This is a genomic window from Sphingomonas colocasiae (assembly GCF_019880585.1).
Taxonomy (GTDB): domain Bacteria; phylum Pseudomonadota; class Alphaproteobacteria; order Sphingomonadales; family Sphingomonadaceae; genus Sphingobium_A; species Sphingobium_A colocasiae.
The window spans coordinates 119,259-141,769 of the sequence record NZ_JAINVV010000008.1; the positions used below are offsets into that span (position 1 = coordinate 119,259).

Genomic DNA, 22,511 nt, shown 5'->3' on the forward strand with positions numbered 1-22,511 from the left:
ACCAATCGACCAGCGCAGGCGATCGGCAAGCACGACGCTCATACCGGCGGGACGGGTGCGGCTTCGGCCTCCATCGCACGCGGCGCCTGATTGCGCGCCTGCCAGACGCGCAGCGCGCCATAGGTGAGCAGCGGCGCCAGATAGATGCCCATGAAGACATAGGCGATGATCCGGTAGCCATTGGCGATCAGCGCGACGAGGCCGAACTGCGCCGCGAGAAAGACGGCGACGATCGCGACCAGGGTCGAGGAGGTGAAACGCGCCGCCAGCGACAGATCGCCGCCACGCCCGCTATGCGCGATCCGCTCGTTGATCGCGTGGAGCGCGCCGGTGCCGCTTTCGACCAGCGCCGAGAAGATCATGATCTGGAACGCGGTGCGGAAAAGCGGGATGCCGAGCTGGCCGAGCAGATAATCCGAGGGCAGCGTCTCATCGAGAATCGCCGGATAGAAGGCCGCCATGCACAGGAAGAACAGGATCGCCGGCACCATGGCGAGCGGCCCGGAGAGCAGGCCCGCGACCACCGCTTCCCGGCGGGTGGCGATGTGCCGCAGCATCGGCAGGATCAGCACCGCGCCGATCAGATTGTAACCGCTATAGGTGAGGCCGCCGGCGAGCCAGCCGTCCATCGGCACGGGCTTCGCGAAGGCATCGGCGATCCGGCTGCCGAAGATCGGAAAGGCCAGTAGCATGAAGACCGCATAGGTGGCGTAGAGCAACAGCGAGACATATTTGAACAACCCCTCCACCGCATCATTGCCGAAGGTCGCGAACAGCACGAGCAGCGACACGAACGCCAATGTGCCCGAGAGCGCGGGCAGGCCGAAGCTCGCCGCGATCGCGCCGGCGGCGGCGCCATAGACCGAGAGCATCACGATCGTGGACAGGAAATTGGCGATCTCGAAAACCGGCCAGGCCCTGCCCAGCAGGTTCCGGAAGAAGGTGCGATAATCATAGGCGCCGATCTGGACGGCGAACAGGAAGGTGAGCGCGCAGATGCCGCTCCAGATGCCCATCGCGACGATCATCGCGAGCAGGCCGCCCTGTGGTCCGCTCGGCAGGAAGAACTCCACGATCTCCCGGCCCGTCGCATAGCCGCCGCCGATGACGACGGCCTTGAAGGCGAGCCCGGGCAGAAGATAGCGCTGGAATTTCGAAGCGGCCATGTCCGCCGGTCCCCCTCCAATGATCGAACAGTCGCCCGACCCTAATGGCGGTTCGCTATTCAACAATCGTCATTGTTGGCGCGTCGTTATCCCAATCTGGAATATCGCTTCACATCGGCCGACGCGGCGCATGCCGGTCGACGATCGCCACGCCCAATGCCGAGACAAGGCAGGCCAGGGCGATCAGCGCGAAATAGGCGGGGCCGCCGGAGGGCAGCGCCAGCAGCAGCCCGGCGCCAAAAGCGCTGGCGATCGCGCCCAGCCGGCCGATGCTGGCCGAATAGCCGATCCCGGCCGCACGACAGGAAACGGGGAACACATGCACCGCCAGGCTGTAGAGCGTCACCTGCACCGCGAAGGCGCCCGCCCCCGCCGCGCCGAGCGCCGCCAGGATCGCGGCCGGCGGCGCCCTGCCCCCCGCCATCATCACCGCGCAGACCCCGGTCGCGAGCAGCGCCGCCACGCAAGCGGCGATCAGCGTGGTGCGTGATCCCCAGCGCGGCGTCGCCCAGGCGGCGACGAAGGATGCGAGCACGCCGCACAGGTTGAAGACCAGCGATCCCTGGATCGCCCGATCCATCGGAAAGCCGGCGCCCGCGAGCAGCACCGGGATCCAGCTCAGATAGGCGTAGAGCGCGAGCATGCTCGCGAAAAAGGCGATGGCGAGGCCGATCCCCGAACGTCGCAACGCGCCTACATAGACACCAGCGCCGTTCCCTTTTCCCACGGGCTCCACCTCCACGAAAACGGCATCCGCCGGGACGCGAGCGCCCGCACGACCGAGCAGGACTGCCAGCGCCGGAACCCCTCCCGAGCGGCGCGCCAGGATCGCGGGGGATTCGGGCAGGCTTCGCCACATGACGAGCGCGAGCAGCAATGGCAGCAATCCGCCAAGCCCCATGCAGAGCCGCCAGCCATGGGCCGGGATCAGCCACGACGCGAAACCCGCGCCGATCATGCCGCCGCACGGCACCGCCACGATGATCGCGGTCACCGCATAGCCCCGGATCCGCGCCGGCATCCATTCGGCGACGAGCGCGGTCGCATTGGGCACGGCCGCGCCAAGCCCGATCCCGGTAAGGAAGCGCAGGATGGCGAGTTCGGTGATATCGGGCGCGAAGGCGGTCAGTATCGACAGCGCGCCGAAGACGATCACGCTGCCGATCAGCGCGGGGCGGCGGCCGAGCCGGTCACCCGCCATGCCGCCAAGGCCGGTGCCGATCGCCATGCCGACAAGCGCCGCCGCCATCGCCGGGGCGAGCATGGCGGGGGTGGTCCGCCATTCGGCGAGGATGGCCGGCCCGGCGAATGCGGCGACCTGCACGTCGAAACCGTCGAGCAGGATGATCACCCCGACCAGCGCGAGCAACCGGATGTGGAAGGCCGTGACCGGCAGGCCCTCCACCGTCTGGTCAATCGGGATCGCCATGGCCGGCCGGTCAGTCGCGCGGCGGCCAGGGCTTGGCGGGAACGCCCTTTTTCGGTTCGCCGAGCAGCGGGCTCTTCAACGCGTAGAAGCCGTGATTGGTGAACAGCCAGATGATGTTGCGATCATATTCGACATAGATGCCGAAGCCGAGATTGCCCTTCACATAGTCGGGCGTTTCAGCGTCGGTCGGGAAGCGCGGCACATAATAGGCGGCGATCTCAGGCCTGGTCGGATCGCGCACGTCGAACAACTGCACCCCGGCATTGTAGAAGGCATAGGGCACCAGCCCCTCGCGCGATCGGCCGGGCTGGGTGAAATAGCCCGGGCGCTTCGGCCCGAAGCTGCCGCGGCGTTCACAGAAATCCTTGAACGCGGCGTCCTTGGGCGGCGTCGGGCGGGGAAAGGTGTTGACGATCTTCGGGTTCTTCAGATCGCGGACGTCGATGACGAAAATGTCCTTGTACGGCTCGAAACAATCATCGTTCATCGGATAGCCGTTCATGAAGATGTAGCCGGTGCGTTCATATTGGCTGACATCGATATTGTCGGCTTCGGTGCCCGCGAATTTGGGCACCATGTCGATATGGCTGATCACCTTCATGTGCGCGGGATCGGAGATGTCGAGCACGTAGAAGCCGAGCCCGCCCATCGCCGCGAAGCCGATAGTGCCGCCCTTTTCCACCGGCTTGGGGATGAAGATCGGCATGCGCGATCCCATCCATGACGTTCGGTTGCCCGCGCGCGGATTCTTGAGATAGGCGTCGGCCTCCGCCGGATCACCGACGATCTGGCCGGGCACCGAGAATTGCTGGAGGAATTTCGGGTTCGCCGGATCCGACATGTCCCAGGACTGATATCCCGGCGAATAAAGATAATTGGGATATTCGGTGAGCCCGAAACTGTCGTCGGGCGCGGTCGAGAGGAACATGTATTTGCCGCCGAACCAGGCGGGAACGTCGAGCGAGCCCGAGCCCTGCTGATGGCCGGGCTTGGCGTCGGGATGCTTGTAGTCGGTGGTGCGCGTCGCGATCTTCTCCCACTGGTCGGGCAGCGGGCCGTTCATCACATAGACGTTGAAACCCTTGTGATAAGGCCAGTCGCGGATCTTCTGGACGCCCTCCGGCTCGGTCATCTTCTCCTCGAAGATGCCGAAGCGCTGCACCTCGTTGGACTGGACCATGATATATTTGCCACGGCTCTTGTCCCACTGGATCGAGGCCGCGCCGATCATCTCGCCTTCGGGGAAGGGATTGACCGCTTCGCCGCCGCCCTTGCCCGTCCATGTCTGCCCCTTGGTCAGCAGCAGCCTGGCCTTGGCCGGATCGGTGATGTCGAATATCTTCAGATTGTGGCGGTCATAGACGTAGAGATACCGCTTGCCGTTGAAGTCCGCGATGTTCTGCCAGGTGTGGAAGGGCGAGGCGACCTGCGGATAGAAGGCGACCACTTCCATGTTCTTGGCGTAGGACTTCTGGTCCCAATAGGTGAGCTGCCCCGGGAAGGGCGCGCTTTCCTCATGCAGCGGCGTCGCCTTGGGATGCACGAAAACCCCGGTCTTCGGATCGACGCCGTAATCGACGCCGGGCTTGGGCAGCGGCGGCTTCCGGTCATAGGTCAGGTCATGCCATTGCTTCACCACCGGATCGCGAATGTCGATCTTCGGCTCCCCGTCCTTTGGGTCGGACGATCGCGCCGCGGTGCCCAGCATCAGCGCCGCGCCCGCGCAGCATGCCAGAATGACCGCCCGGATGCGGGGCGAGGCGGATTTGTCGATGGTCGGGGTCAACGAAACACTCCCTGGTTCGTCTGCTCTGGCGATGAGGCTAGAGCCGCATGCTATATTCACAAAATAGTGTTTTGAGCTTTTTCTATTCTCTTATCATATATTCGCGGGCGCTTCGCCCGGCTCGACCATCACCCGCGCGCGCGCCACGTCGTCGCTCCCAGCGGACGAACAGCCAGGGTATGCTGATCATCAGCAGGCCATAGGCGAGCGGCAGCCGCGCGATCGCCGGCATGTCGATCAGCGTCACCGAAGCGAGCAGCGCGATCGCCAGATTGTGCACGCCCACCTCGATCACGATCGTCAATCGCTGGAGCGGGCCGAGCCGCGCCGCCCGCGCCAGCATGTGGCTCGCGATCATCGCCAGCAGCATCAGCGCCAGGCAGACGCCGAAGCTTTCGACCAGCACGCGCCAGCCGGCGAGATGGTGCCAGTTGAAGCCGGTGGTGGTGAGGCACATGAACAGGATCAGCACGACCGACAGCCGCCGGCCGACCTCGACGCCGCGCGCGGCGATCGCGGGCGCCATCGCGCGAACGGCCATGCCGAGCATGACGGGCAACAGCGTGAGCAGCCCCAGCGTCATCGCGGTCTGGCCCACCGGCATCGCGACGGCGCGCATGTCCCCCATGAACTGGTGCAGCGCGAAGCTGGTCCAGAGCGGCAGGGTCACCGCGACCAGCAGAGTCGAGAGCGCGGTGAGGCTGACCGCGAGCGCGACATCGGCGCGCACCGCGAGCGTGATCGCGTTCGAGGTCACCCCGCCGGGGCTGGCGGCGAGGATGATGAGGCCGACCGCGACCTCCGGCCCCACCGGCAGGACAAGCGCGAGCGTGATCGCGATCAGCGGCAGCAGCAGCATCTGCGCGGACAGGCCGACCAGCACGGCGCGCGGCGATGCCAGGATCGCGCGGAAATCGGAAAGCCCAAGCGCCAGCCCCATGCCGAACATGATCACGAAGATGATGATGGGAAAGACGGTCTGCGACAGGAACGGGAAGATCTCGGCCACGCTCGGCTCCTCAGACGAATTCGATGGCTCCGGCGAAACCGGCGGCGCGCAGGATCGAACGATGGACCGCTTCCGCCATCTCGCTGCCCGAAACGCCGATCGCCGGCTGGCTGCGCTCGATCCTGAGCCGCGATCCGTCCTTGCCCTTCGCCTCGATCAGCAGTTCCAGACGATCGAGCGCGGGATCGGCGACCAGCCGGGCATGGCACGCGTCCAGCCCGGTCGTGGCGAGGGCGCAGGCGACCATGGCGTTGACATTGTGCGGGAATTGCCGCGCGATCCGGCGCACGCTGCCGTCGAAGATCACGGTCTCGCGGTCGATCTCCGCCGCCGCCGGCCCCAGGCTGCGCGGCGGCTTGCGAAAACAGATCGACACATGATCCCACATCGCCCGCCATTCGAGCAGGCTGTCCGCCCCCACCAGCGCGCCATGCGCGACGAATAGCGAATGCCCCGTGGCGCCCGCGCGATCGATCAGCCTGGCGCGCAGATCGTCATCGGCGAGCGCCGTCAACGAAAGCGGCATGTAGTCGGCGATGGCGAGCAACGCCTCGCCATGATCCACGGTGACCCGCGGCCCGGCGATCTCGACGATCAGGTCCGGCGCGAAACGATGCGCGTCGGCAAGATCGTCGAGGATCAGCGCGGGATCGACGCCCGCCAGCCGCGCCGGGCTGCGGCTGTGGACGAACGCCAGTTCAAGCGGCCCGTCGCCCCGGGCAATGCGACGATGAATTTCGGAGCCGATGAACCCGAACCCGATCAATCCGATGCGCATTGCCCGTTCCCCCACAGTTGGAAGCGCTCCAGGGTCTGACCCAGCTGGATCAACTCATCTCGACATTCCCGCGTTCGCGGGAATGTCATGACGGGTGGTGTTTCGACATGGCCCTGGGACCGATCGACATTCAGTTCAGACCGAGCCGAGAATGGTGGTTTTTCGCGACCCGGAGCGCAGCGTACTTAAAGTACGTGCGCACCGGAAGCGCGGGAGACCGCCATTCGCAGGCCGGTATGGGCTGAATGGCGACGGTCCTAGTATTTCCAGGTCAGCGTCGCGCCATAGGTGCGCGGCGGCGCATAGGAGACGAGGACCGACCCGATCACGTCCGACTTACCCGATTCATAGAGCTTGTTGGTCAGGTTCTTGCCCCAGATCGAAAGCTGCCATTTGCCGTCCTCGGTCGACAGGCCGAACGATCCGTTGAGCAGGCCGACCGAGGACTGGCGCGTGCGCAGGCTGTTCTCGTTGTCGAAGAAGAACGCGCCGGTCCAGCTATAATCGGCGCGCAGGAAGCCGTCGAAGCGATCGGACAGCGGCAAGGTCACGTCGCCGCCGAGGGTGAAGGCGTTCTCCGGCGAGCGCCGCAGCACATTGCCCTTGAGATTGGTCGCCACCGGCACCGAGCAGAAGCAGCTCGGATCATATTGCAGCTCGGTGCTGATCAGGTCGCCGGTGATCTTCGCCTTCATATAGGTGTAGTTGGCGAACAGCGTCACGCCGTTGACCGGCACGACGGCGGTTTCCAGTTCGATGCCGCGCACCCGCGCTTTGCCCGCGTTGGAGATGACGTTGTCGGCGGGCAGGTTGGGATCGAAGATCACGAACTGCTGGGTCTGGAGATCCTTATATTCGGTCCAGAAGCCGGTGAGGTTCAGGCGCAGGCGGCCGTCGAGCCAGGTCGTCTTCGCGCCCACTTCGTAATTGAGCGCATATTCGGGATCATAGGATGCGCGCGCCTCGCCCGGGCTGGTCGCATTCTCGCCGTTCCAGCCTCCCGACTTGTAGCCCTTGGACACCAGCGCATAGAGATAGACGTCCTTGGCGGGCTTCCAGTGCAGGTTGACGCTCGGCGTCCAGGCATCCCAGCTCTGCTTCGTGGACGCCGTGAAAGAGCGCGTGAAATTGCCAGCCTCATCCTCGAACTCGGCGCCCAGGAAATCGCCGATCGTCTCGCGATAGACGGAGAAGCGCTTGCGATCCTTGGTGTAGCGGATGCCCGCCGTCACCCCCAGCGTATCGGTGATGTCGAACGTACCTTCGACGAACGCCGCATAGGTGTCCGATTTCAGGCGGGTCTCCGCGATCTCGCGCCCCTGCGCGAAATAGTCGACGAAGATATAGTCGGCATCCTCGACGCGATCGACATCCTCATGCTGGTAATAGACGCCGGCGAGGAAATTGAACGGCCCTTCGAAATCGGAGCGGAAACGGAGCTCCTGCGAGAAGCTCTTCACCTTCTCGTCCTTGATGTTGACGTAATAATCGTCGTTGAAGGCGTCGCGATCGATCGCGAAGAAGTTGATCCGCCCGCCCGCGTCGTAGACCAGCCGGGTGAAATCGATGAAGCTGCCGCCGTCATTGCCCTTCGCCGCGAAGGTCCCCTCGCGATAGGCGGTGATCGAGGTCAGCGTGCCCGATCCGCTGTCCCAGTTGGCGGTCAGATGGACGCCGCCGAGATCGGCATTCTGGCGGCCGTCGATATTGTTCGGCCCGCGCCGGCGATCGGGATTGACGAAGGGGATATTGTGATCCGACGGGATCTGGATATCGACCCATTTGCCGCTCGCGCGGCGACGCGTGAGATCGCCGGTCAGCAGGATGTCGAGATCGTCGCTCGGCTGGTAGCGGAGCTGGCCGAGCACGCCGAAGACCGACAGATCCTCGATATCGTTGCCGGTGAAGGTGTTGAACGCGAAACCGTCACGCATGCGCGACGTCGCGGCAATGCTGCCCGACAGCCCCTCGCCGATGCCGCCGCCGACATGGCCCTTCACCTCGATCGCGCCGTAATTGCCGATGCCCGCCTCTATGCCGGCGCGGAAGCTGTCGGTGGGCTTGCGCGTGATGAAGTTGATGGCGCCGCCGACGACATTCTTGCCATAGAGCGTGCCCTGCGGCCCGCGCACGATCTCGACGCGTTCCAGGTCGAACAGCTCGATCGCGGTGCCCTGGGCGCGCGGCAGATAGACGTCGTTGAGGAAGAAGCCGATCGCGGCGCTCGCCGCCGCGCTTTCGATATCGGTGCCGATGCCGCGCAGGAAGATATTGGGCTCGGAGATATTGTCCGGATTGAGCGTGAAGCCGGGAACGCGCGCCGCGATTTCCGAGAAATCGTCGATGCCCGCCTTGTCCAGCATGTCGCCGCTGAACGCCGACACCGAAAGCGGCGTGGACTGCAGCGATTCCTCACGCTTGCGCGCCGTCACCACGATTTCTTCAAGGCCGCCGCTTTCGGCTGCCTGCGGTGCGCTGTCCTGCGCCCGGCCGGTCGCCGGCATGGCGATCATGGTCGCCGCCCCGATCAGCAGCCCAATCTTCTTTGCATGTGAATAGTCGCGCACCGGCGTTGCCCCTTTCCCCTTTAATCACCGCCAGCGGATCTGCGCTCTTCATTTGAACGCTTATCGTGTCTTCGATCCGACAGCAGTCTCGATCAAGTGGGAGCCTATGGTCTAAGGCCATATGTGAATAATAATATTGTAATGCCTCGATATAGGATTCCTTGATAACAGGGCAGCGCGCGAACGGATTGCGAGACCAAAGACAAGCCTTTGCTTTTCCTCACTTAATCGACAAGCACCAATAAAAAAGCGCGATGCCTGCCCGGCATCGCGCCCTGTAACTGTTCGAAAGGGTCGATGTCATCCCCCGCCATGACGGAGGACAGGGCCGACGCGCGAAACGGCTCAGCCGTGATTGAAACAGACCACCTTGGTCTGGGACATTTCGCGGATCGCGAAACGCACGCCCTCTCGGCCCATATTGCCGCGCTTGGCGCCGCCGAACGGCATCGCATCCAGCCGGTAGTCAGTGGAATCGTTGATCATCACGCCGGCCGCCTGGAGCATTCGCGCGGCGTGATGCGCCTCGCGGACGCTCTCGGTGAAGATCGCCGCGTGGATCGCGTAATCGCCCGCATTCGCCGCCGCGATCGCCGCATCGAGATCGTCATAGGGAAACAGGCTAACGACGGGGCCGAACGCCTCCTGACAGGCGAGCCGCGCATCGGCGGGCACCGCTTCCAGCACGGTGGGATGGAGCAGCGCGCCGTCGCGGCGACCGCCGGCAAGCACATGGGCGCCGGCCGCGACCGCCTCGGCCGTCCAGTCGAGCAGCCTTTGCGCGTCCCGTTCGGAGATCATCGGGCCGATGTCGGTTTCAGCCGCCATCGGATCGCCGACGACGAGTTTCGCGGTGCGGGCGACGAACAGATCGCGGAACGCGGCATAGGCGGTGCGTTGGATGAAGATCCGCTGCACGCCGATGCAATTCTGCCCCGCCGCCCAGAAGGCGCCTGACACACAGGCATCGGCGGCGCGCGCCAGATCCGCGCTCGCCGCGACGATGACGGGCGAATTCGCGCCAAGCTCCATGCCGATGCGCTTGATCCCCGCCGCGTGCGCGATCTGCGCGCCCACACGCTCTCCGCCGGTGAACGAGACCATCGCGACATCCTCCGCCGCGACCAGCGCGTCACCGAAGTCGCGGCCATGGCCGGTCAGCAGGTTGAGCGCTTCGGCGGGCAGGCCCGCTTCCAGCAGCAGTTCGGCCAGCATGATCGCGGTGAGCGGCGCCTGGTCCGCGGGCTTCAGCACCACGGCATTGCCCGCCGCGATCGCCGGCCCCAGCTTGTGACAGGCCAGGTTGAGCGGATCGTTGAACGGCGTGATCGCCGCGATCACGCCAACGGGTTCATGAACATAATAGCCGCTGCGCGCCTCGCCGCCCGCGAAGCTGTCGAACGCCACGGTCTCGCCGGTCAGCCGCCCGGCTTCTTCCGCCGACAGCCGCAGCGTATTGACCGCGCGCGCCGCTTCCTTGGCCGATGCGGTGATGGTCTTGCCCGTCTCCGCCGTGATCATCGCGGCGAACCGCGCAGACCGGGCCGCCAGCGCATCGGCCGCGCAGTGGAGGATCGCCGCGCGCGCCGCCGCGCTGAGCGCCGCCAGCGCCCGCTGCCCGCGCACCGCGCTCGCCACCGCATCGGCGGCGTCGGCCGGCGTGGCGCAGGCGACGCGATCGATCACCTCGCCCGTGAAGGGATTGTCGATCGCCATGCCGGTCGCGGCGCCGCGCCAGACACCGCCGACGAGCAGCGAGCGCTTCACCTCGACCGGCATGAGCATCACGGCTTGTCCTTGTGGAGGACAAGCCCGTCATATTCGCGGCTGTCGAGCAACGCCTCGACGATCACCGGACCGTCGGCGGCGAAGGCGTCGACCAGCGCCGCGCGCAGCGCGTCGGGATCGGCGACGGTGACGACGGGCACGCCAAACAGCGACGGGCCACCGATCGTGCCCTCGGCGCGCACCGGCGTGCCATAGATCGGATTGTCCTTCTTCTCCTGCTTGATGCGGATCAGCGCCAGATCATTATCGGTGAAGACGAGGATGACGATGGGCAGCTTCTCACGCACCGCCGTCGCCAGTTCGCCGACGGTCATCAGGAAACCGCCATCGCCGACGACCGTGCAGACCGACGTGTCCGGCCGGCACAATTTGGCGGCGATCGCTGCGGGCAGGCCGAAGCCCATCGACGACCAGCCATTGGACATGATCTGCGTGCCCGTCGCCGGCGTCGGCCATTTCTGGCCGATCAGATGGGTATGCGCGCCGACATCGCAGGTCATGATGCCGTCCGCCGGCAACACATCCCGCAGCACATCGAGCGCGGCGCAGGGGCCGAAACGGTTACTGTCGGGCGACAGCCGCGCGAACAGCTCCGCCGTGCGGGCCGCGACCGCCGCCATGTCCCAATCCTTCGGGGCGGCATCGAGCGCGAGCAGCGCATCGAGGCTGGCGCCGATATCGCCGACGACATCGGCGGCGACCGGATGCTTGGCCGTATCGATATCGACGGGTTCGACATCGATGCTGGCGACCGCAAGACCGTCGCGCATCCAGCCTTCGAAATTGAACTCGACCGGATCATAGCCGATCGCGACCACCAGATCGGCCTCGGCATGGGTGCGGCCGACAAGATCGCTGAGCGCATGGAACAGCACGCCGGCATAGCTCGGATGATCCTCGGCGATCAGGCCCTTGGCCATCGGCGTCAGCACCACCGGCAATCCGAAACGCTCGGCGAGCGCGGCCACCTTGTCGCCGACGCGCGCATGGGCGGCGCCCAGCCCGACGGCGAGGATCGGCTTGCGCGCGGCGGCGAAGGCGGTGGTCAGCGCGGCGATCGCCGAAGCATCGGCCGGCGCGGGCGCCGTGGCGGCGACCGGCCCGGCCGTGCCGTTCCCGGCAGGCGCGGCGCTGAGGCCGACCGGCAAGCCGATATGGACCGAACCCGGCCGCCCGGAAACCGCGATGCCGGCGGCTTCGGCCAATGTCTCGCCAAGCGAGTCCGCCTCCAGCCGGGTCGTCCATTTGGTGATCGGCCGGAACAGCGCCTGATGATCGATGCCCATCTGCACCGTGCGGCTGCGCAATGCCTCCGGCATCTCGTCGGTCAGCGCGATCATCGGCGAACGATCGAGCAGCGCGCCGCCCACGCCGGTGGAAAGATTGGTCGCGCCCGGCCCGAAGGTGCCGAAGCACACGCCGGGAACCCCGGTCAGCCGCCCGCAGACATCGGCCATGAAACTGGCGCCGCCCTCATGGCTGGTCAGCACGAAATCGATGCCGTCCGTCGTCCGCAGCGCTTCCATATAATCGACCCAGCCGCCGCTGGGCACGCCGAAGACATGGCGGACGCCCATATCCCTGAGCGACGTCACCAGTGCCTGGGCTACGGTGGTACCGGTCATGATCTATCCTTCAATTCTGGGTTGGGGCGACATAGCCGGCCGCGTTGCTGTGCGCACTGCGCCGGCGGCCGCGAATGCCGCATGCGGCGAGGAAGCTCAGCACGCTGTCGTTGAATTCGGTCGCATGTTCGAAGAACCCCGAATGGCCGGCATCGACCTCGACGAGGAACGATCCCGGCACGCGCGCCTGCACCTGCCGGATCGCCTCGATCGGGAAAAGCGGATCGCGCGTTCCCGCCAGGAACAGCACGGGCTTGCCCCCGCCCACCGCTTCGGGCGCGAGTGTCGCCGGCCACGCGCCCGCCAGGCTGTGACGATCGGTGCGATTGAAGCTCGCGAGCGCCGAATAGAGCGACGCCTGAACCGGATTGGCATCCCGGAACGCGGAATCGAGCACGCGGTCGAGCTGATCGAGGTCATCGGTCGCCGCGCGCGCCGCGTCCATCAGCGCGGCGACCGGACCATCCTCCGCGATCGCGTGAAGCGAGGCGGCGAGCACCAGCGCCCGTACGCGATCGGGGTGCCCGGCCGCGAAGGCGATGCACGTCCCTCCGCCCATCGACTGGCCGACCAGCACCGCCTGTTCGATGCCGAGACGATCGAGCAAGGCGAGCAGGTCTGAGACGAAGGCGCTCCGCCCCGCGCCCTCGACATCGCTCGATCGGCCGAAGCCGCGATGATCGAAGGTCACGACGCGATAGGATTGCGCGAAGACCGGCACCTGCTGGAACCAGCTCGCATGATTGCCGCCGATGCCGTGCGCGAGCACGATCGCGGGCCCTTCGCCCTGGTCTTCATAATAGAGTTCGCTCTGGCCGATCGGCAGAAGAGGCATGGCTGTTTCCCGGTATCAGACGACGCCCATGATCCGGCTCAGTTCGACGACATGATCGCCGAACGCTGGAAGGTCGCGGGTGGTGGAGGGATCGCGCGGACGCGGCAGATCGATGCGGATATCGGCGATCAGCCGGCCGGGGCGTTCGGAGAGAACAAGCACGCGATCGGACAGCAGCACCGCTTCCGAAATGCTGTGGGTGATCAGCACCACGGTCTTGCGATCGCGCTGCCACAGTCGCAGCAGTTCGATATTGAGCCGGTCGCGGGTCAGCGCGTCGAGCGCGCCGAACGGCTCGTCCATCAGCAGCACGCGCGGATTCTGCATCAGCGCCTGGCCGATGGCGACGCGGTGCTTCATGCCGCCCGACAGTTCGTGCGGGAACTTGTCCTCGAAACCCTTCAGGTTGAGCAGTTCGATCATCGCCGCGACATCGGCCGCCGCGGCGGCCGCCTTGCCGTGCCGGATCTCAAGCGCGAGCGTCAGGTTGCGCGTCACCGTCAGCCAGGGCAGCAGGTTGGAGGTCTGGAAGACGACCCCGACATCGTCGCGCGGCGCGGTCACCGCCTCGCCGAACAGCGTCGCCGTGCCGCTGTCATGCCCGTGCAGGCCGGCCAGGATGCGCAGCAACGTGCTCTTGCCGCAGCCCGAAGGCCCGATGATCGAGACGAACTCGCAATCGCCGATGCCGAGATCGACATCCTCCAGCGCCTTGGTGCCGCCGGCGCCGCCATAATATTTGGTCAGTCCGTCGACCCGGATCGCCATCTCGGTCATATCGCCCGCCACCAGATGAATTTGGACACCAGCTCGACGATGTAGAACATCGCGAGCGAAAGCAGCGTCACCGCCAGCAGCGCGGCGAAGGTGAGCGCGGTCTGCGACGATCCGGTCGCGAGCAGGATGACGTTGCCCAGGCCATTGTTCGATCCGACGAACTCGCCGACGATCGCGCCGATCACCGCGAGCGGCATCGCCACCTTGCAGCCGTCCATGAAGTTGGGCATCGCGGCGGGCACCTGAAGCCTGCGGAACATCGTCCAGCGGCCGGCGCCCAATGCGCGGAAATGCTCCTCCAGATTGGCGGGCACGCCCGCCAGCCCACCCAGCGTCGCGATCACGATCGGGAAGAAGGCGAAGAGGAACGCCATCACCAGCTTCGATCCGAAGCCATAGCCCAGCCACACCACCATCAGCGGCGCGAGGCCGATCTTGGGGATGCTCTGCAGCGCGATCACCATCGGATAGAGCGTCGATCGCGCGATCGGCACGACATGGATCAGCGCGGCCAGCGCGACGCCGAGCACCGCCGCCGCGACGAAGCCGCTGAGCACTTCGCCCAAGGTCACCAGCCCGTGTTCGAGCAGCAATCCGCGCGCATCCCAGAAGGCCACGCCGATATCGCTGAGCGACGGCAGCAGATAGGCCTTCACGCCGAACCAGCGGACGCTGAATTCCCAGATCAGCGCCAGCGCCACGAAAAAGGCGCCGGCGATCAGCGGATTGGACCGCTTCTCCCCCTGCACGGCCATGATCAGTCGTCCTTGCGCGGTTTCAGGATCTTCGCGATCCGTTCGGGCGGCGGCACCAGGAAATGGTCGAGCGCCCAGCGATCGAAGGTCGCCATCTCCGCGCCGTCCCACACCTGCGGCTCATGCGGCGGAAAGTCCGGGCCGACCTGGATCATGTCCGAATAGAATTCGACATTGTTGCCGTCGGGATCACGGAAGACGAGGAAGCTGTTGCCGCCCGGGCCATGCTTGCCGATGCCGCGATCGATCGGCACGCCGCGCTCGACGAGCATCGCGGCGATCGCCTCGACCTCGTCGATGCTTTCGACATGATAGGAGAAATGCTCGACCGGGGACCGGCCGGGCTCGTGCCGCGCGACCTCGTCCGGGCTCATCTGCAACAGCGCCAGATCATGATGATCCTGGCCGCTGCGCAGGAAGACCATGCGATCGTCGATCCAGTCGGACACATCGAGGCCGACGATATCCCGGTAGAAGGCGAGCGAGGCCTGGACATCGCGGACCTTGAGCACGAGATGGCCGAGCTTGGTGGGCCTGGGGCGATACATCGGCCGCGCCCTATTGCGCGCCGGCGAACACGTCGCCGGGCGCGAGATCGGCCTTCAACGGATAGGCCTGTTTCAGAAAGTCGAGCGTGCTGGCAACGCGCGCGGGGTCGAAGCGGCCCGCGCCGTCCTTCATCAGCGCCGTGGTCTCCAGCATCTGCTGTCTGGTGATCTCCGGCTCCAGCATCGGGAAGCGCTTCACCATCATGCCGACGACCTCGTCGGGATTGGCGGCGGAATAGGCATAGCCGCGATAGGTGGCGTCGAGGAACTTCTTCACCGTCGCCGCGCGTTCGGCCAGCATCGCCTCGGTGGAGAGGATGCCGCTGCCATAGATGTCGAGCCCGAAGGCCGAATAGGGCAGCCAGCCAAGCGTTACCCCGGCTTCCTTCGCGCGCTTGCGGAACAGCGGCAGGCTGTTGCCTTCCCAGCATTCGCCCGCGTCGATCTTGCCTTCGACCAGAGAGGTGACGACCAGTGCCGGATCGAGCTGGAGCAGCTTCACCTTCGTCTTGTCGACGCCGTTGCGTTCCAGCCAGGCGGGCACCAGCGCCTGCATCGGCGAGCTTTGCCCGCCGCCCACGGTGAGCCCCGCCAGATCGGCGGGTTTCGCGATGTCGTGGCGCTCCTTGATGTAGCAGAGGCCGGCGGGCCAGCGCGTGTTGATCGTGCCGACCATCTTGGTCTTGCCGCCATTGTTGCGGTTGAGCACCACCGAGATCGGATCGCCATAGCCGAATTCGAACATGCCCTGGTCGAGCTCGTTCGCGGTCCGGATGCCGCCGAAGCCGCGCACGACGTTCACGTCGAGGCCGGCCTCCGCATAATAGCCCTTGTCGATCGCCGCGATCACGCCGCTCATGCTGCCCTGGGGCAGCCACGACATGTTGAAGGTCACCTTCTCCTTGTCGGTGCCGCCGCCATCGCCACATCCGGTCAAAGCAAGCGCGAGCGCCGCAGCGGCCGCGCCGATCATCCTCTTGCCGATCATACAATCACCTCCGCGCGAACCGGATTGGCGAGCGTGCCGACGCCATCGATCGTCGCCACCATCTCGTCGCCATGCTTCAGAAAAATGCCGCGCCCCATGCCAACGCCGGCGGGCGTGCCCGTCGCGATCACGTCGCCGGGTTTCAGCGCCAGCAGGGTCGAGAGATAGGCGATCTGCTCGTAGGCGTTGAAGATCATGTCGCCCGAATTGCCGTCCTGCATCATCTCGCCATTGACGCTGAGCCTGAGGCGAAGATCGTGCGGATCGCCCAGGCAATCGCGCGGCACGAACCACGGGCCCATCGGGGTGAAGCTGTCGAAGCTCTTGCCGCGGAACCAGTCGTGCGAGAACGGAAAGTCGCTGCGCCGCGTCAGGTCGCGCGCCGAAACATCGTTGACGATCACATAGCCGGCGATGTGGTCATGCGCCCGATCGACCGGGATGCGCCGCCCGCCACGGCCGATGACGACGCCCAGCTCGACTTCCCAGTCGACCCGTGCGCTTTCGGGCGGCAGCAATACCGTCTCGCCGGGTCCGATGACGCTGTCGGCGGTCTTGAGGAAGATATAGGGCTGGCTGTCCGACTTGGCGGCGAGCTTCGTCGCCATCTCATCGGCATGCTCGATATAGTTGGAGGCCGCGCCGAACACGCGGTGCGGCATGAAGGGCGCCAGCGGCGTGGCGGCGATCGGGGTGAGGGCCAGGCCCCGCGCGCGATCGGCCAGAGCCGCCAGTTCGGCGCCGATCGCATCCCAGTCGCGGATCAGCGCGTCGACCGAACCGATCCGCGCCGCCAACGCCTCACCGACCGTGAGCCGGCCCGCGATCTCGGCAAGATCGTAGAGCGCCTCGTCGAGCACGAGCGCGGATCGCGTGCCCTCCTGCGCCATATAACGCGCAAGCCCGAACCAGGGTGCCGTCATTGCCATCTCCAAAAACTGCGCCGGCGCCCATTGGCGGATCGCTTCGGCGGACCATCGTCTCTGGATCAATAAAAGGCATAACGAACGACATTCATAATATCACTTTGGAATATCTCCTCCCTATTTTCCTATAGGCGCGCGGCGCTCAGAGTCCGTTTGGGAAATGTGCGGAAGAGCACATTTCCAAAGCCGCACCGGCGCATTTCAAAACAGGCGCTCAGATGATCTCGACATCGAGCGGCGGCAGCCCGTCGATCCGCGCCTCCAGCCGCTCACCGCGCACCACCGGGCCGACGCCGGCGGGCGTGCCGGTGAAGATCAGATCGCCCGGCATCAGACGAAGATAGCGCGACAGCGCCGCGACGATCTCCGCCACTGGCCAGATCATGTCGGCCAGCCGCCCCTGCTGCCGCAACGCGCCGTCGACGGTGAGCGTGATCGCGGCATCGTCGAGCCCGGCCGCATCGGCGGCGGGCAGAATCGGCCCGACCGGCGCGGCGCCGTCGAAGCTCTTGCCCATATCCCAGGGTCGGCGCTTGTCCTTGGCAGCGCCCTGAAGATCACGGCGCGTCATATCGAGCCCCACCGCGTAGCCGAAGACATGGCGGATCGCATCGTCCGCCGCGATATCGGCGCCGCCCAGGCCGAGCGCCACAACCAGCTCGACCTCATGGTGGAGATCCTCGGTCAACGGCGGATAAGGCAGGCGTCCGGGTGTGGCGGGCAGGCAGCTTGCCGGCTTGATGAAGAAGAAGGGCGGTTCGGGAACCGCGTCGCCCATCTCCTTCGCATGTTCGGCATAGTTGCGGCCGACGCAGAAGATCCGGCCCACGGGAAAGCGACCGCCCCCGACGATCGGCAGCGTCGGCGGCACTTGCGGTTCGACGATCATGAAAACTCCTTCAGCTCGTGATCACGCGCCACGCCATGCGTATCGCGACGATCAGCAGGAAAATTCCGAACGCGACGCCCAGTTGCCGCTTCGACAGGCGATGCGCGAGCGCCGCGCCCCAGGGCGCCGAGATCCAGGTCATCGGCGCGATCAGCAGGAAGCCGATCACATTGACATAGCCGAGGCTGGCCATCGGCAGGCGCGGATCGCCCCAGCCGCCCAATATATAGCCGATCGTGCCGGGAATGCTGATCAGCAGCCCAAACAGCGCGGCGGTGCCGACGGCGCGGTGGATCGGATAATTCATCAGGGTCAGGATCGGCACGCTCAGGGTGCCGCCGCCAATCCCCATCATCGACGAGGTCGTGCCGACCGCGAACGGCAGCGGCTGCGCGGCCAGCCCATGCGGCACGCCATCCGCCAACGTGACATGATCGAGCGGCAGCAGCATCTTGGCGGCGACGATGAAGGCAACCACCGCGAACACGCCCGACAGCACGATGCTGTGCACATGCGATGCGATCAGCGTGCCCGCGATCGCGCCCAGGAAGATCGCGACGCCCCAGCGGCGGACGAGATCGCCATCGACCGCACCCTTCGCGCGATGCGCGCGCGACGAGGAGATCGAGGTCGGGATGATCGTCGCCAGCGAGGTCGCGACCGCGACCTGCATGCGGATTGCCGGATCGACGCCGAGAAAACCCAATGCCAGATCGAGGATCGGCACCACGACGATCCCCCCGCCCACGCCGAGCATGCCGGCGATCACGCCACCGGCAAGCCCCGTCGCCAGCATCGCGGCGGCAAGCGCCAGAGCCTGCGATATATCCATCGATCTTTCCCCGATCCTGAAGCGGACGATCGGAGATGATCGCCCGTCATCGCCGCGCTAGCGCCGTTTGGCGCACGATAAACCTATAAAAACCACCCGCCCATATTCGCTTTCGGAATAATGATGGCTGCACCATTATTATTCCAGACCCATATAATAAGCCGACCGATTTCTATATTTCAGTGATAGATCGATCCCCTATGCTCGCCGCCTGATCAGCGGAAGGCCAATCATGACTCACAGCGTCGGCATCGCCGGCTTCGGTACAATCGGCGCGGTCGTCGCCGCGCGCCTCGTGCACGACCTGCCCGGGCTCGCGCTCGCGGCGCTCAGTTCGGGACGACGCGAAACCGCCGAGGCGAGGATGGCGTCGCTGGGCATCGCCGTCCCGCTGGTCGGGCCATCCGAACTCGCCGAACGCTGCGACATCATCGTCGAATGCGCGCCGACCGCCGCCTTCGCGGCGATCGCGGAACCGGCGCTGGCGGCGGGCCGCACGCTCGTCACCGTCAGCGGCGCCGCGATCCTCCAGCATCCCGACATCGTCGACCATGCCCGCCGGGGCGGTGGACAGATCATCCTGGCGACCGGCGCGCTGCTGGGCTTCGACGCGGTGCGCGCGGCGGCGGAAGGCACCATCCATTCGGTGCGCATGGTCACGCGCAAGCCGCCGCGCTCGCTGCGCACCGCCAAATATGTGGTCGAGAACCGGATCGACCTCGACGCGCTGACCGAGCCGCTGCTGCTGTTTCGCGGCAGCGCGCGCGAAGGCGCGCTCGCCTTTCCCTCCAACGTCAATGTCGCGGCGGCGCTCGGCCTGGCGGGCATCGGTCCCGATCGTACCGAACTCGAGATCTGGGCCGATCCCAGCAAGGTCCGCAACTGCCATCGCATCGATGTGGACTCGGACAGCGCCAGGCTGGGCCTGGAGATCGAGAATATCCCGACCGACGAAAATCCCGGCACCGGCCGGATCACCGCGCTCAGCATGATCGCGGCGCTGCGCGGCCTGAGCGCCCCGCTGCGCGTGGGCAGCTAGAAAGGAAAACTCAAGAATGACGGTTCACCTCAAGCATGTCGCGATCGCATCGGCCGACCCCGACAACGCCTCCAAATTCTTCGTCGAGGTGCTCGGCTGGACGATCGCCGGCCGCATCGATAGCCGCAACGCGCGCGGCTATTACGTCACCGACGGCACGATCAACATCGCATTGCTCAACTTCAAGAACCGTCCCGCCGCCGGCATGGAGTTCGACGAGGGCTATACCGGCCTCCATCATCTCGGCTTCCAGTGCGAGGATATCGAGGAGATCGTCGACCGGTTCGAGAACTCCGGCTTTGCCCCGCGCCACGACGTCAATATAGCGCAGGGGCTCGGCATGAACCCGGCCAAGGACAATGCCGAATACAAGATGACCGGTCCCGAGGGGGTGATGATGGACGTTTCCGAACGCGGCTGGGTGGGCACCGCCACCTTCAAGCCCAGGCCGGCCTGACCGGCATGGCGACCGCCCCGCGCCTTCCCGCCGACCTCTCCCGCGAAGCCGCGCTCGCCCGCGACGCGGCCGATCCGCTGGCCGGCTTCATCGGCGAATTCACGCTTCCCGAAGCCACCATCTATCTGAACGGCAATTCGCTGGGGCCGAGCCCGAGCGCGGCGCTGGCGCGCGTCAACGAAGCCGCGACCGAGGAATGGAGCCGACGGCTGATCACGAGCTGGAACCGGTCTGGCTGGTTCCAGCTTCCCTATCGGCTGGGCGACCGGATCGCGCGGCTGATCGGCGCCAATGCGGGCGAAGTCGTGATGACCGACGGCACCAGCATCAACCTGTTCCGCATGGTCGCCGCCGCGCTCGCGCTGCGCCCCGATCGCCGCGTGATCGTGATGGAGGGCAGCAATTTCCCGACCGACAATTACGTCGTCCAGGGGCTGATCGCCACGCTCGGCCAGGGCCATGTCATCCGCTTCGCCGAACATGACGCTATCGCCGCCGCCATCGATGGCGATGTCGCGGTGGTGGTGCTCACCCAGACCCACTACAAGACCGGCCATATCCTCGACATGGCCGCGATCACCGCGCGGGCGCACGAAGCCGGCGCGCTGGCATTGTGGGACCTGTGCCACAGCGCGGGCGCCATTCCCGTCGACCTCAACGGCTGCAATGCCGATCTCGCGGTCGGCTGCACCTATAAATATCTGAACGGCGGCCCCGGCAGCCCCGGCTTCCAGTTCGCCGCGAAACGCCACCAGGCCGATCTCGTCCAGCCGCTGACCGGCTGGTGGGGCCATGGCGCGCCCTTCGCCTTCGATCGCGATTATGCGCCCGCCACCGGCATCGGCCGGACGCTCACCGGCACTCAGCCGATCCTGAGCATGGTCGCCGCCGAAGCCGGGATCGACATCGCCGAACGCGCGGGGCTGGATCGCGCACGTGCCAAATCGCGCGCGCTGGGCGCCCTGTTCCAGGATCTGGTCGCGGCGCGGCTGGGTGATGCCGGCTTCGAACTCGGCAGCCCCGCCGATCCAGACGCGCGCGGCGGCCATATCGCCTATGAGCACCCCCAAGGCTATCCGATCATGAAGGCGCTGATCAGCCGCGGCGTGATCGGCGATTTCCGGGCGCCGTCGTCGATCCGGTTCGGCTTCTCGCCTCTCTATCTGCGCTATGTCGATATCTGGGATGCGGTGGAGATCCTCCACGACATCATGATGAGCGGTGCCTGGCGCGATCCCGCCTTCGCCGCCGTCGAGGCCGTGACCTGATTGCTGCTTATCCGTCGCCGGCATGGTCGGCGGCGGATTCGGCGGCGACGCGCTTGAGCACGGCGACGAAATAATTCGTCGCCGGGGACCGATCGACACCCTCGCGCAGCGTCACGCCGACCGCGCCATAGCCGATCTCCAGATTGACCGGCAGCCGCACCAGATCGTGCTGGGCATCGGCCACCTGATACGGCACCGCCGCGACCATGTCGGTCTCTCGCAGGATCGCGTAATTGGCGAGGATCGAGACCGATTCCACCGCGCGCACCGGCAGTTCCAGCTTGGCCTTGCGGAAACATTCCTCGAGTTGGCGGCGCAGCGAGGTTTCAGGCGGCGGCATGATCCAGTCCTGCGCCTGGAGATCGGCGAGCGTGACCGTCGGCAGCCGGGTCAGCGGATGATCCTTGCGCACGACGATCGAGACGGGCTCGTCATAGAGCATTTCCTGCACCAGACCCTCGCGCTCGCGATATTCGGGCAGGCGGCCGACCACCAGATCGAGATCGCCGACGCGCAGCATCGGCATCAGCTTGTCGTTGGTGCCCTCCACCACCGAAACCGTGATGCCCGGCCGCTCGCGCTTCAGCGCGACGATGCTGCGCGGCAGCAGGCTGGGTGCGGCGGCGAGCAGCGTGCCCACCGCGATCTTGCCCGTCGTGCCTTCGCGCAGCGACAGCAATTCCTCGCTGGCATGGCGGACCTGCGCCAGGATCAGCTTGGCGTGGCGGATGATGACGTCGCCATAAAGCGTCGGCGTCACGCCGCGCGAGGAGCGTTCGAACAATTGCATGCCCAAGGTCGCCTCAAGATCGCGGATCATCTTGGTCGCCGCCGGCTGGGCGACGTTGAGCAGGGTGGCGGCGCGCAGGATGTTGCGCTGCTCGCCTACGGTGATCAGCAATTTCAGCTGGCGCAGCTTCAGCCGCGCGAGCAGCCGGTTCTCCACGACCTGCGGTGTCGCCTCTCCAGCCATCGCCGTCCTATCACAGTAAAGTTATACAACGCCCTCAAAATATTATTTTCGCATTATAAAAACAATCCATAGTTTT

The 22,511-nt window shown here is 65.8% G+C and carries 20 protein-coding genes; 3 read left to right on the top strand and 17 right to left on the bottom strand.

Annotated features, from left to right (window positions below; all coding sequences use genetic code 11):
* Positions 1-38: 38 nt before the first annotated feature.
* The 16 genes from K7G82_RS16365 to K7G82_RS16440 form a co-directional block, all read right to left on the bottom strand.
* Positions 39-1,166 (bottom strand): YkvI family membrane protein, encoded by a 1,128-nt coding sequence (locus K7G82_RS16365; protein ID WP_222990990.1) that lies wholly within the window; start codon positions 1,164-1,166, stop codon positions 39-41.
* Between the two features lie 109 nt (positions 1,167-1,275).
* Positions 1,276-2,595: an MFS transporter gene (locus K7G82_RS16370; protein ID WP_222990991.1), complete on the bottom strand. Its 1,320-nt coding sequence runs from the start codon at positions 2,593-2,595 to the stop codon at positions 1,276-1,278.
* A 10-nt stretch (positions 2,596-2,605) separates the two neighbouring features.
* Positions 2,606-4,381: an LVIVD repeat-containing protein gene (locus K7G82_RS16375; RefSeq protein WP_222990992.1), complete on the bottom strand. Its 1,776-nt coding sequence runs from the start codon at positions 4,379-4,381 to the stop codon at positions 2,606-2,608.
* Positions 4,382-4,463: 82 nt separating this feature from the next.
* Positions 4,464-5,390 carry a bile acid:sodium symporter family protein gene (locus K7G82_RS16380; RefSeq protein ID WP_222990993.1) on the bottom strand — a complete coding sequence of 309 codons (927 nt, stop codon included), beginning with the start codon at positions 5,388-5,390 and terminating at the stop codon, positions 4,464-4,466.
* Between the two features lie 10 nt (positions 5,391-5,400).
* Positions 5,401-6,168, bottom strand: a complete 768-nt coding sequence (locus tag K7G82_RS16385) for an aspartate dehydrogenase domain-containing protein (RefSeq protein WP_222990994.1) — start codon at positions 6,166-6,168, stop codon at positions 5,401-5,403.
* A gap of 257 nt (positions 6,169-6,425) precedes the next feature.
* Positions 6,426-8,735, bottom strand: coding sequence for a TonB-dependent receptor (locus K7G82_RS16390; RefSeq protein ID WP_222990995.1), 2,310 nt, complete (start codon positions 8,733-8,735; stop codon positions 6,426-6,428).
* 345 nt (positions 8,736-9,080) lie between these two features.
* Positions 9,081-10,520 carry an aldehyde dehydrogenase family protein gene (locus tag K7G82_RS16395; protein ID WP_222991433.1) on the bottom strand — a complete coding sequence of 480 codons (1,440 nt, stop codon included), beginning with the start codon at positions 10,518-10,520 and terminating at the stop codon, positions 9,081-9,083.
* Complete coding sequence (locus K7G82_RS16400; protein WP_222990996.1) at positions 10,520-12,148, bottom strand: thiamine pyrophosphate-binding protein; 1,629 nt, start codon at positions 12,146-12,148, stop codon at positions 10,520-10,522. Before K7G82_RS16400 ends, K7G82_RS16395 begins: the two co-directional genes overlap by 1 nt.
* A 10-nt stretch (positions 12,149-12,158) precedes the next feature.
* Positions 12,159-12,983, bottom strand: coding sequence for an alpha/beta fold hydrolase (locus K7G82_RS16405; RefSeq protein WP_222990997.1), 825 nt, complete (start codon positions 12,981-12,983; stop codon positions 12,159-12,161).
* A gap of 15 nt (positions 12,984-12,998) precedes the next feature.
* Positions 12,999-13,760, bottom strand: coding sequence for an ABC transporter ATP-binding protein (locus K7G82_RS16410; protein WP_246623625.1), 762 nt, complete (start codon positions 13,758-13,760; stop codon positions 12,999-13,001).
* Positions 13,757-14,515, bottom strand: a complete 759-nt coding sequence (locus K7G82_RS16415) for an ABC transporter permease (protein ID WP_222990999.1) — start codon at positions 14,513-14,515, stop codon at positions 13,757-13,759. Before K7G82_RS16415 ends, K7G82_RS16410 begins: the two co-directional genes overlap by 4 nt.
* A gap of 2 nt (positions 14,516-14,517) precedes the next feature.
* A complete protein-coding gene (locus tag K7G82_RS16420; RefSeq protein ID WP_222991000.1) occupies positions 14,518-15,063 on the bottom strand; it encodes a VOC family protein in 546 nt (181 codons plus the stop codon).
* Between the two features lie 10 nt (positions 15,064-15,073).
* Positions 15,074-16,051 (bottom strand): ABC transporter substrate-binding protein, encoded by a 978-nt coding sequence (locus tag K7G82_RS16425; protein WP_246623626.1) that lies wholly within the window; start codon positions 16,049-16,051, stop codon positions 15,074-15,076.
* Positions 16,048-16,974, bottom strand: coding sequence for a fumarylacetoacetate hydrolase family protein (locus K7G82_RS16430; protein ID WP_246623627.1), 927 nt, complete (start codon positions 16,972-16,974; stop codon positions 16,048-16,050). Before K7G82_RS16430 ends, K7G82_RS16425 begins: the two co-directional genes overlap by 4 nt.
* A 217-nt stretch (positions 16,975-17,191) precedes the next feature.
* The gene (locus K7G82_RS16435) at positions 17,192-17,866 is read right to left on the bottom strand and encodes a fumarylacetoacetate hydrolase family protein (protein WP_222991001.1); all 675 of its coding nucleotides are present in this window, start codon (positions 17,864-17,866) and stop codon (positions 17,192-17,194) included.
* Between the two features lie 10 nt (positions 17,867-17,876).
* Complete coding sequence (locus K7G82_RS16440) at positions 17,877-18,698, bottom strand: sulfite exporter TauE/SafE family protein (protein ID WP_222991002.1); 822 nt, start codon at positions 18,696-18,698, stop codon at positions 17,877-17,879.
* 232 nt (positions 18,699-18,930) lie between these two features.
* Between K7G82_RS16440 and K7G82_RS16445 the strand changes: the two genes are divergently transcribed.
* From K7G82_RS16445 to kynU, 3 genes are read left to right on the top strand one after another with little or no spacing between them, the layout of a single operon-like run.
* On the top strand, positions 18,931-19,737 hold the full coding sequence (locus K7G82_RS16445) for an aspartate dehydrogenase (RefSeq protein ID WP_222991003.1): 807 nt from the start codon (positions 18,931-18,933) through the stop codon (positions 19,735-19,737).
* A 16-nt stretch (positions 19,738-19,753) separates the two neighbouring features.
* On the top strand, positions 19,754-20,194 hold the full coding sequence (locus tag K7G82_RS16450) for a VOC family protein (RefSeq protein WP_222991004.1): 441 nt from the start codon (positions 19,754-19,756) through the stop codon (positions 20,192-20,194).
* A 5-nt stretch (positions 20,195-20,199) separates the two neighbouring features.
* Positions 20,200-21,462: a kynureninase gene (kynU, locus tag K7G82_RS16455; RefSeq protein ID WP_222991005.1), complete on the top strand. Its 1,263-nt coding sequence runs from the start codon at positions 20,200-20,202 to the stop codon at positions 21,460-21,462.
* A 7-nt stretch (positions 21,463-21,469) separates the two neighbouring features.
* Here kynU and K7G82_RS16460 read toward each other — a convergent pair whose 3' ends face one another.
* On the bottom strand, positions 21,470-22,435 hold the full coding sequence (locus K7G82_RS16460) for a LysR substrate-binding domain-containing protein (RefSeq protein ID WP_222991006.1): 966 nt from the start codon (positions 22,433-22,435) through the stop codon (positions 21,470-21,472).
* Between the last annotated feature and the right edge of the window lie 76 nt (positions 22,436-22,511).

Bases quoted from the DNA above. Each gene is read 5' to 3' on its own strand.
- K7G82_RS16365 (WP_222990990.1), bottom strand. From the start codon at position 1,166: ATGGCCGCTTCGAAATTCCAGCGCTATCTTCTGCCCGGGCTCGCCTTC.
- K7G82_RS16370 (WP_222990991.1), bottom strand. From the start codon at position 2,595: ATGGCGATCCCGATTGACCAGACGGTGGAGGGCCTGCCGGTCACGGCC.
- K7G82_RS16385 (WP_222990994.1), bottom strand. From the start codon at position 6,168: ATGCGCATCGGATTGATCGGGTTCGGGTTCATCGGCTCCGAAATTCAT.
- K7G82_RS16395 (WP_222991433.1), bottom strand. From the start codon at position 10,520: ATGCTCATGCCGGTCGAGGTGAAGCGCTCGCTGCTCGTCGGCGGTGTC.
- K7G82_RS16400 (WP_222990996.1), bottom strand. From the start codon at position 12,148: ATGACCGGTACCACCGTAGCCCAGGCACTGGTGACGTCGCTCAGGGAT.
- K7G82_RS16405 (WP_222990997.1), bottom strand. From the start codon at position 12,983: ATGCCTCTTCTGCCGATCGGCCAGAGCGAACTCTATTATGAAGACCAG.
- K7G82_RS16410 (WP_246623625.1), bottom strand. From the start codon at position 13,760: ATGACCGAGATGGCGATCCGGGTCGACGGACTGACCAAATATTATGGC.
- K7G82_RS16415 (WP_222990999.1), bottom strand. From the start codon at position 14,515: ATGGCCGTGCAGGGGGAGAAGCGGTCCAATCCGCTGATCGCCGGCGCC.
- K7G82_RS16420 (WP_222991000.1), bottom strand. From the start codon at position 15,063: ATGTATCGCCCCAGGCCCACCAAGCTCGGCCATCTCGTGCTCAAGGTC.
- K7G82_RS16425 (WP_246623626.1), bottom strand. From the start codon at position 16,051: ATGATCGGCAAGAGGATGATCGGCGCGGCCGCTGCGGCGCTCGCGCTT.
- K7G82_RS16430 (WP_246623627.1), bottom strand. From the start codon at position 16,974: ATGACGGCACCCTGGTTCGGGCTTGCGCGTTATATGGCGCAGGAGGGC.
- K7G82_RS16435 (WP_222991001.1), bottom strand. From the start codon at position 17,866: ATGATCGTCGAACCGCAAGTGCCGCCGACGCTGCCGATCGTCGGGGGC.
- K7G82_RS16440 (WP_222991002.1), bottom strand. From the start codon at position 18,698: ATGGATATATCGCAGGCTCTGGCGCTTGCCGCCGCGATGCTGGCGACG.
- K7G82_RS16445 (WP_222991003.1), top strand. From the start codon at position 18,931: ATGACTCACAGCGTCGGCATCGCCGGCTTCGGTACAATCGGCGCGGTC.
- K7G82_RS16450 (WP_222991004.1), top strand. From the start codon at position 19,754: ATGACGGTTCACCTCAAGCATGTCGCGATCGCATCGGCCGACCCCGAC.
- kynU (WP_222991005.1), top strand. From the start codon at position 20,200: ATGGCGACCGCCCCGCGCCTTCCCGCCGACCTCTCCCGCGAAGCCGCG.
- K7G82_RS16460 (WP_222991006.1), bottom strand. From the start codon at position 22,435: ATGGCTGGAGAGGCGACACCGCAGGTCGTGGAGAACCGGCTGCTCGCG.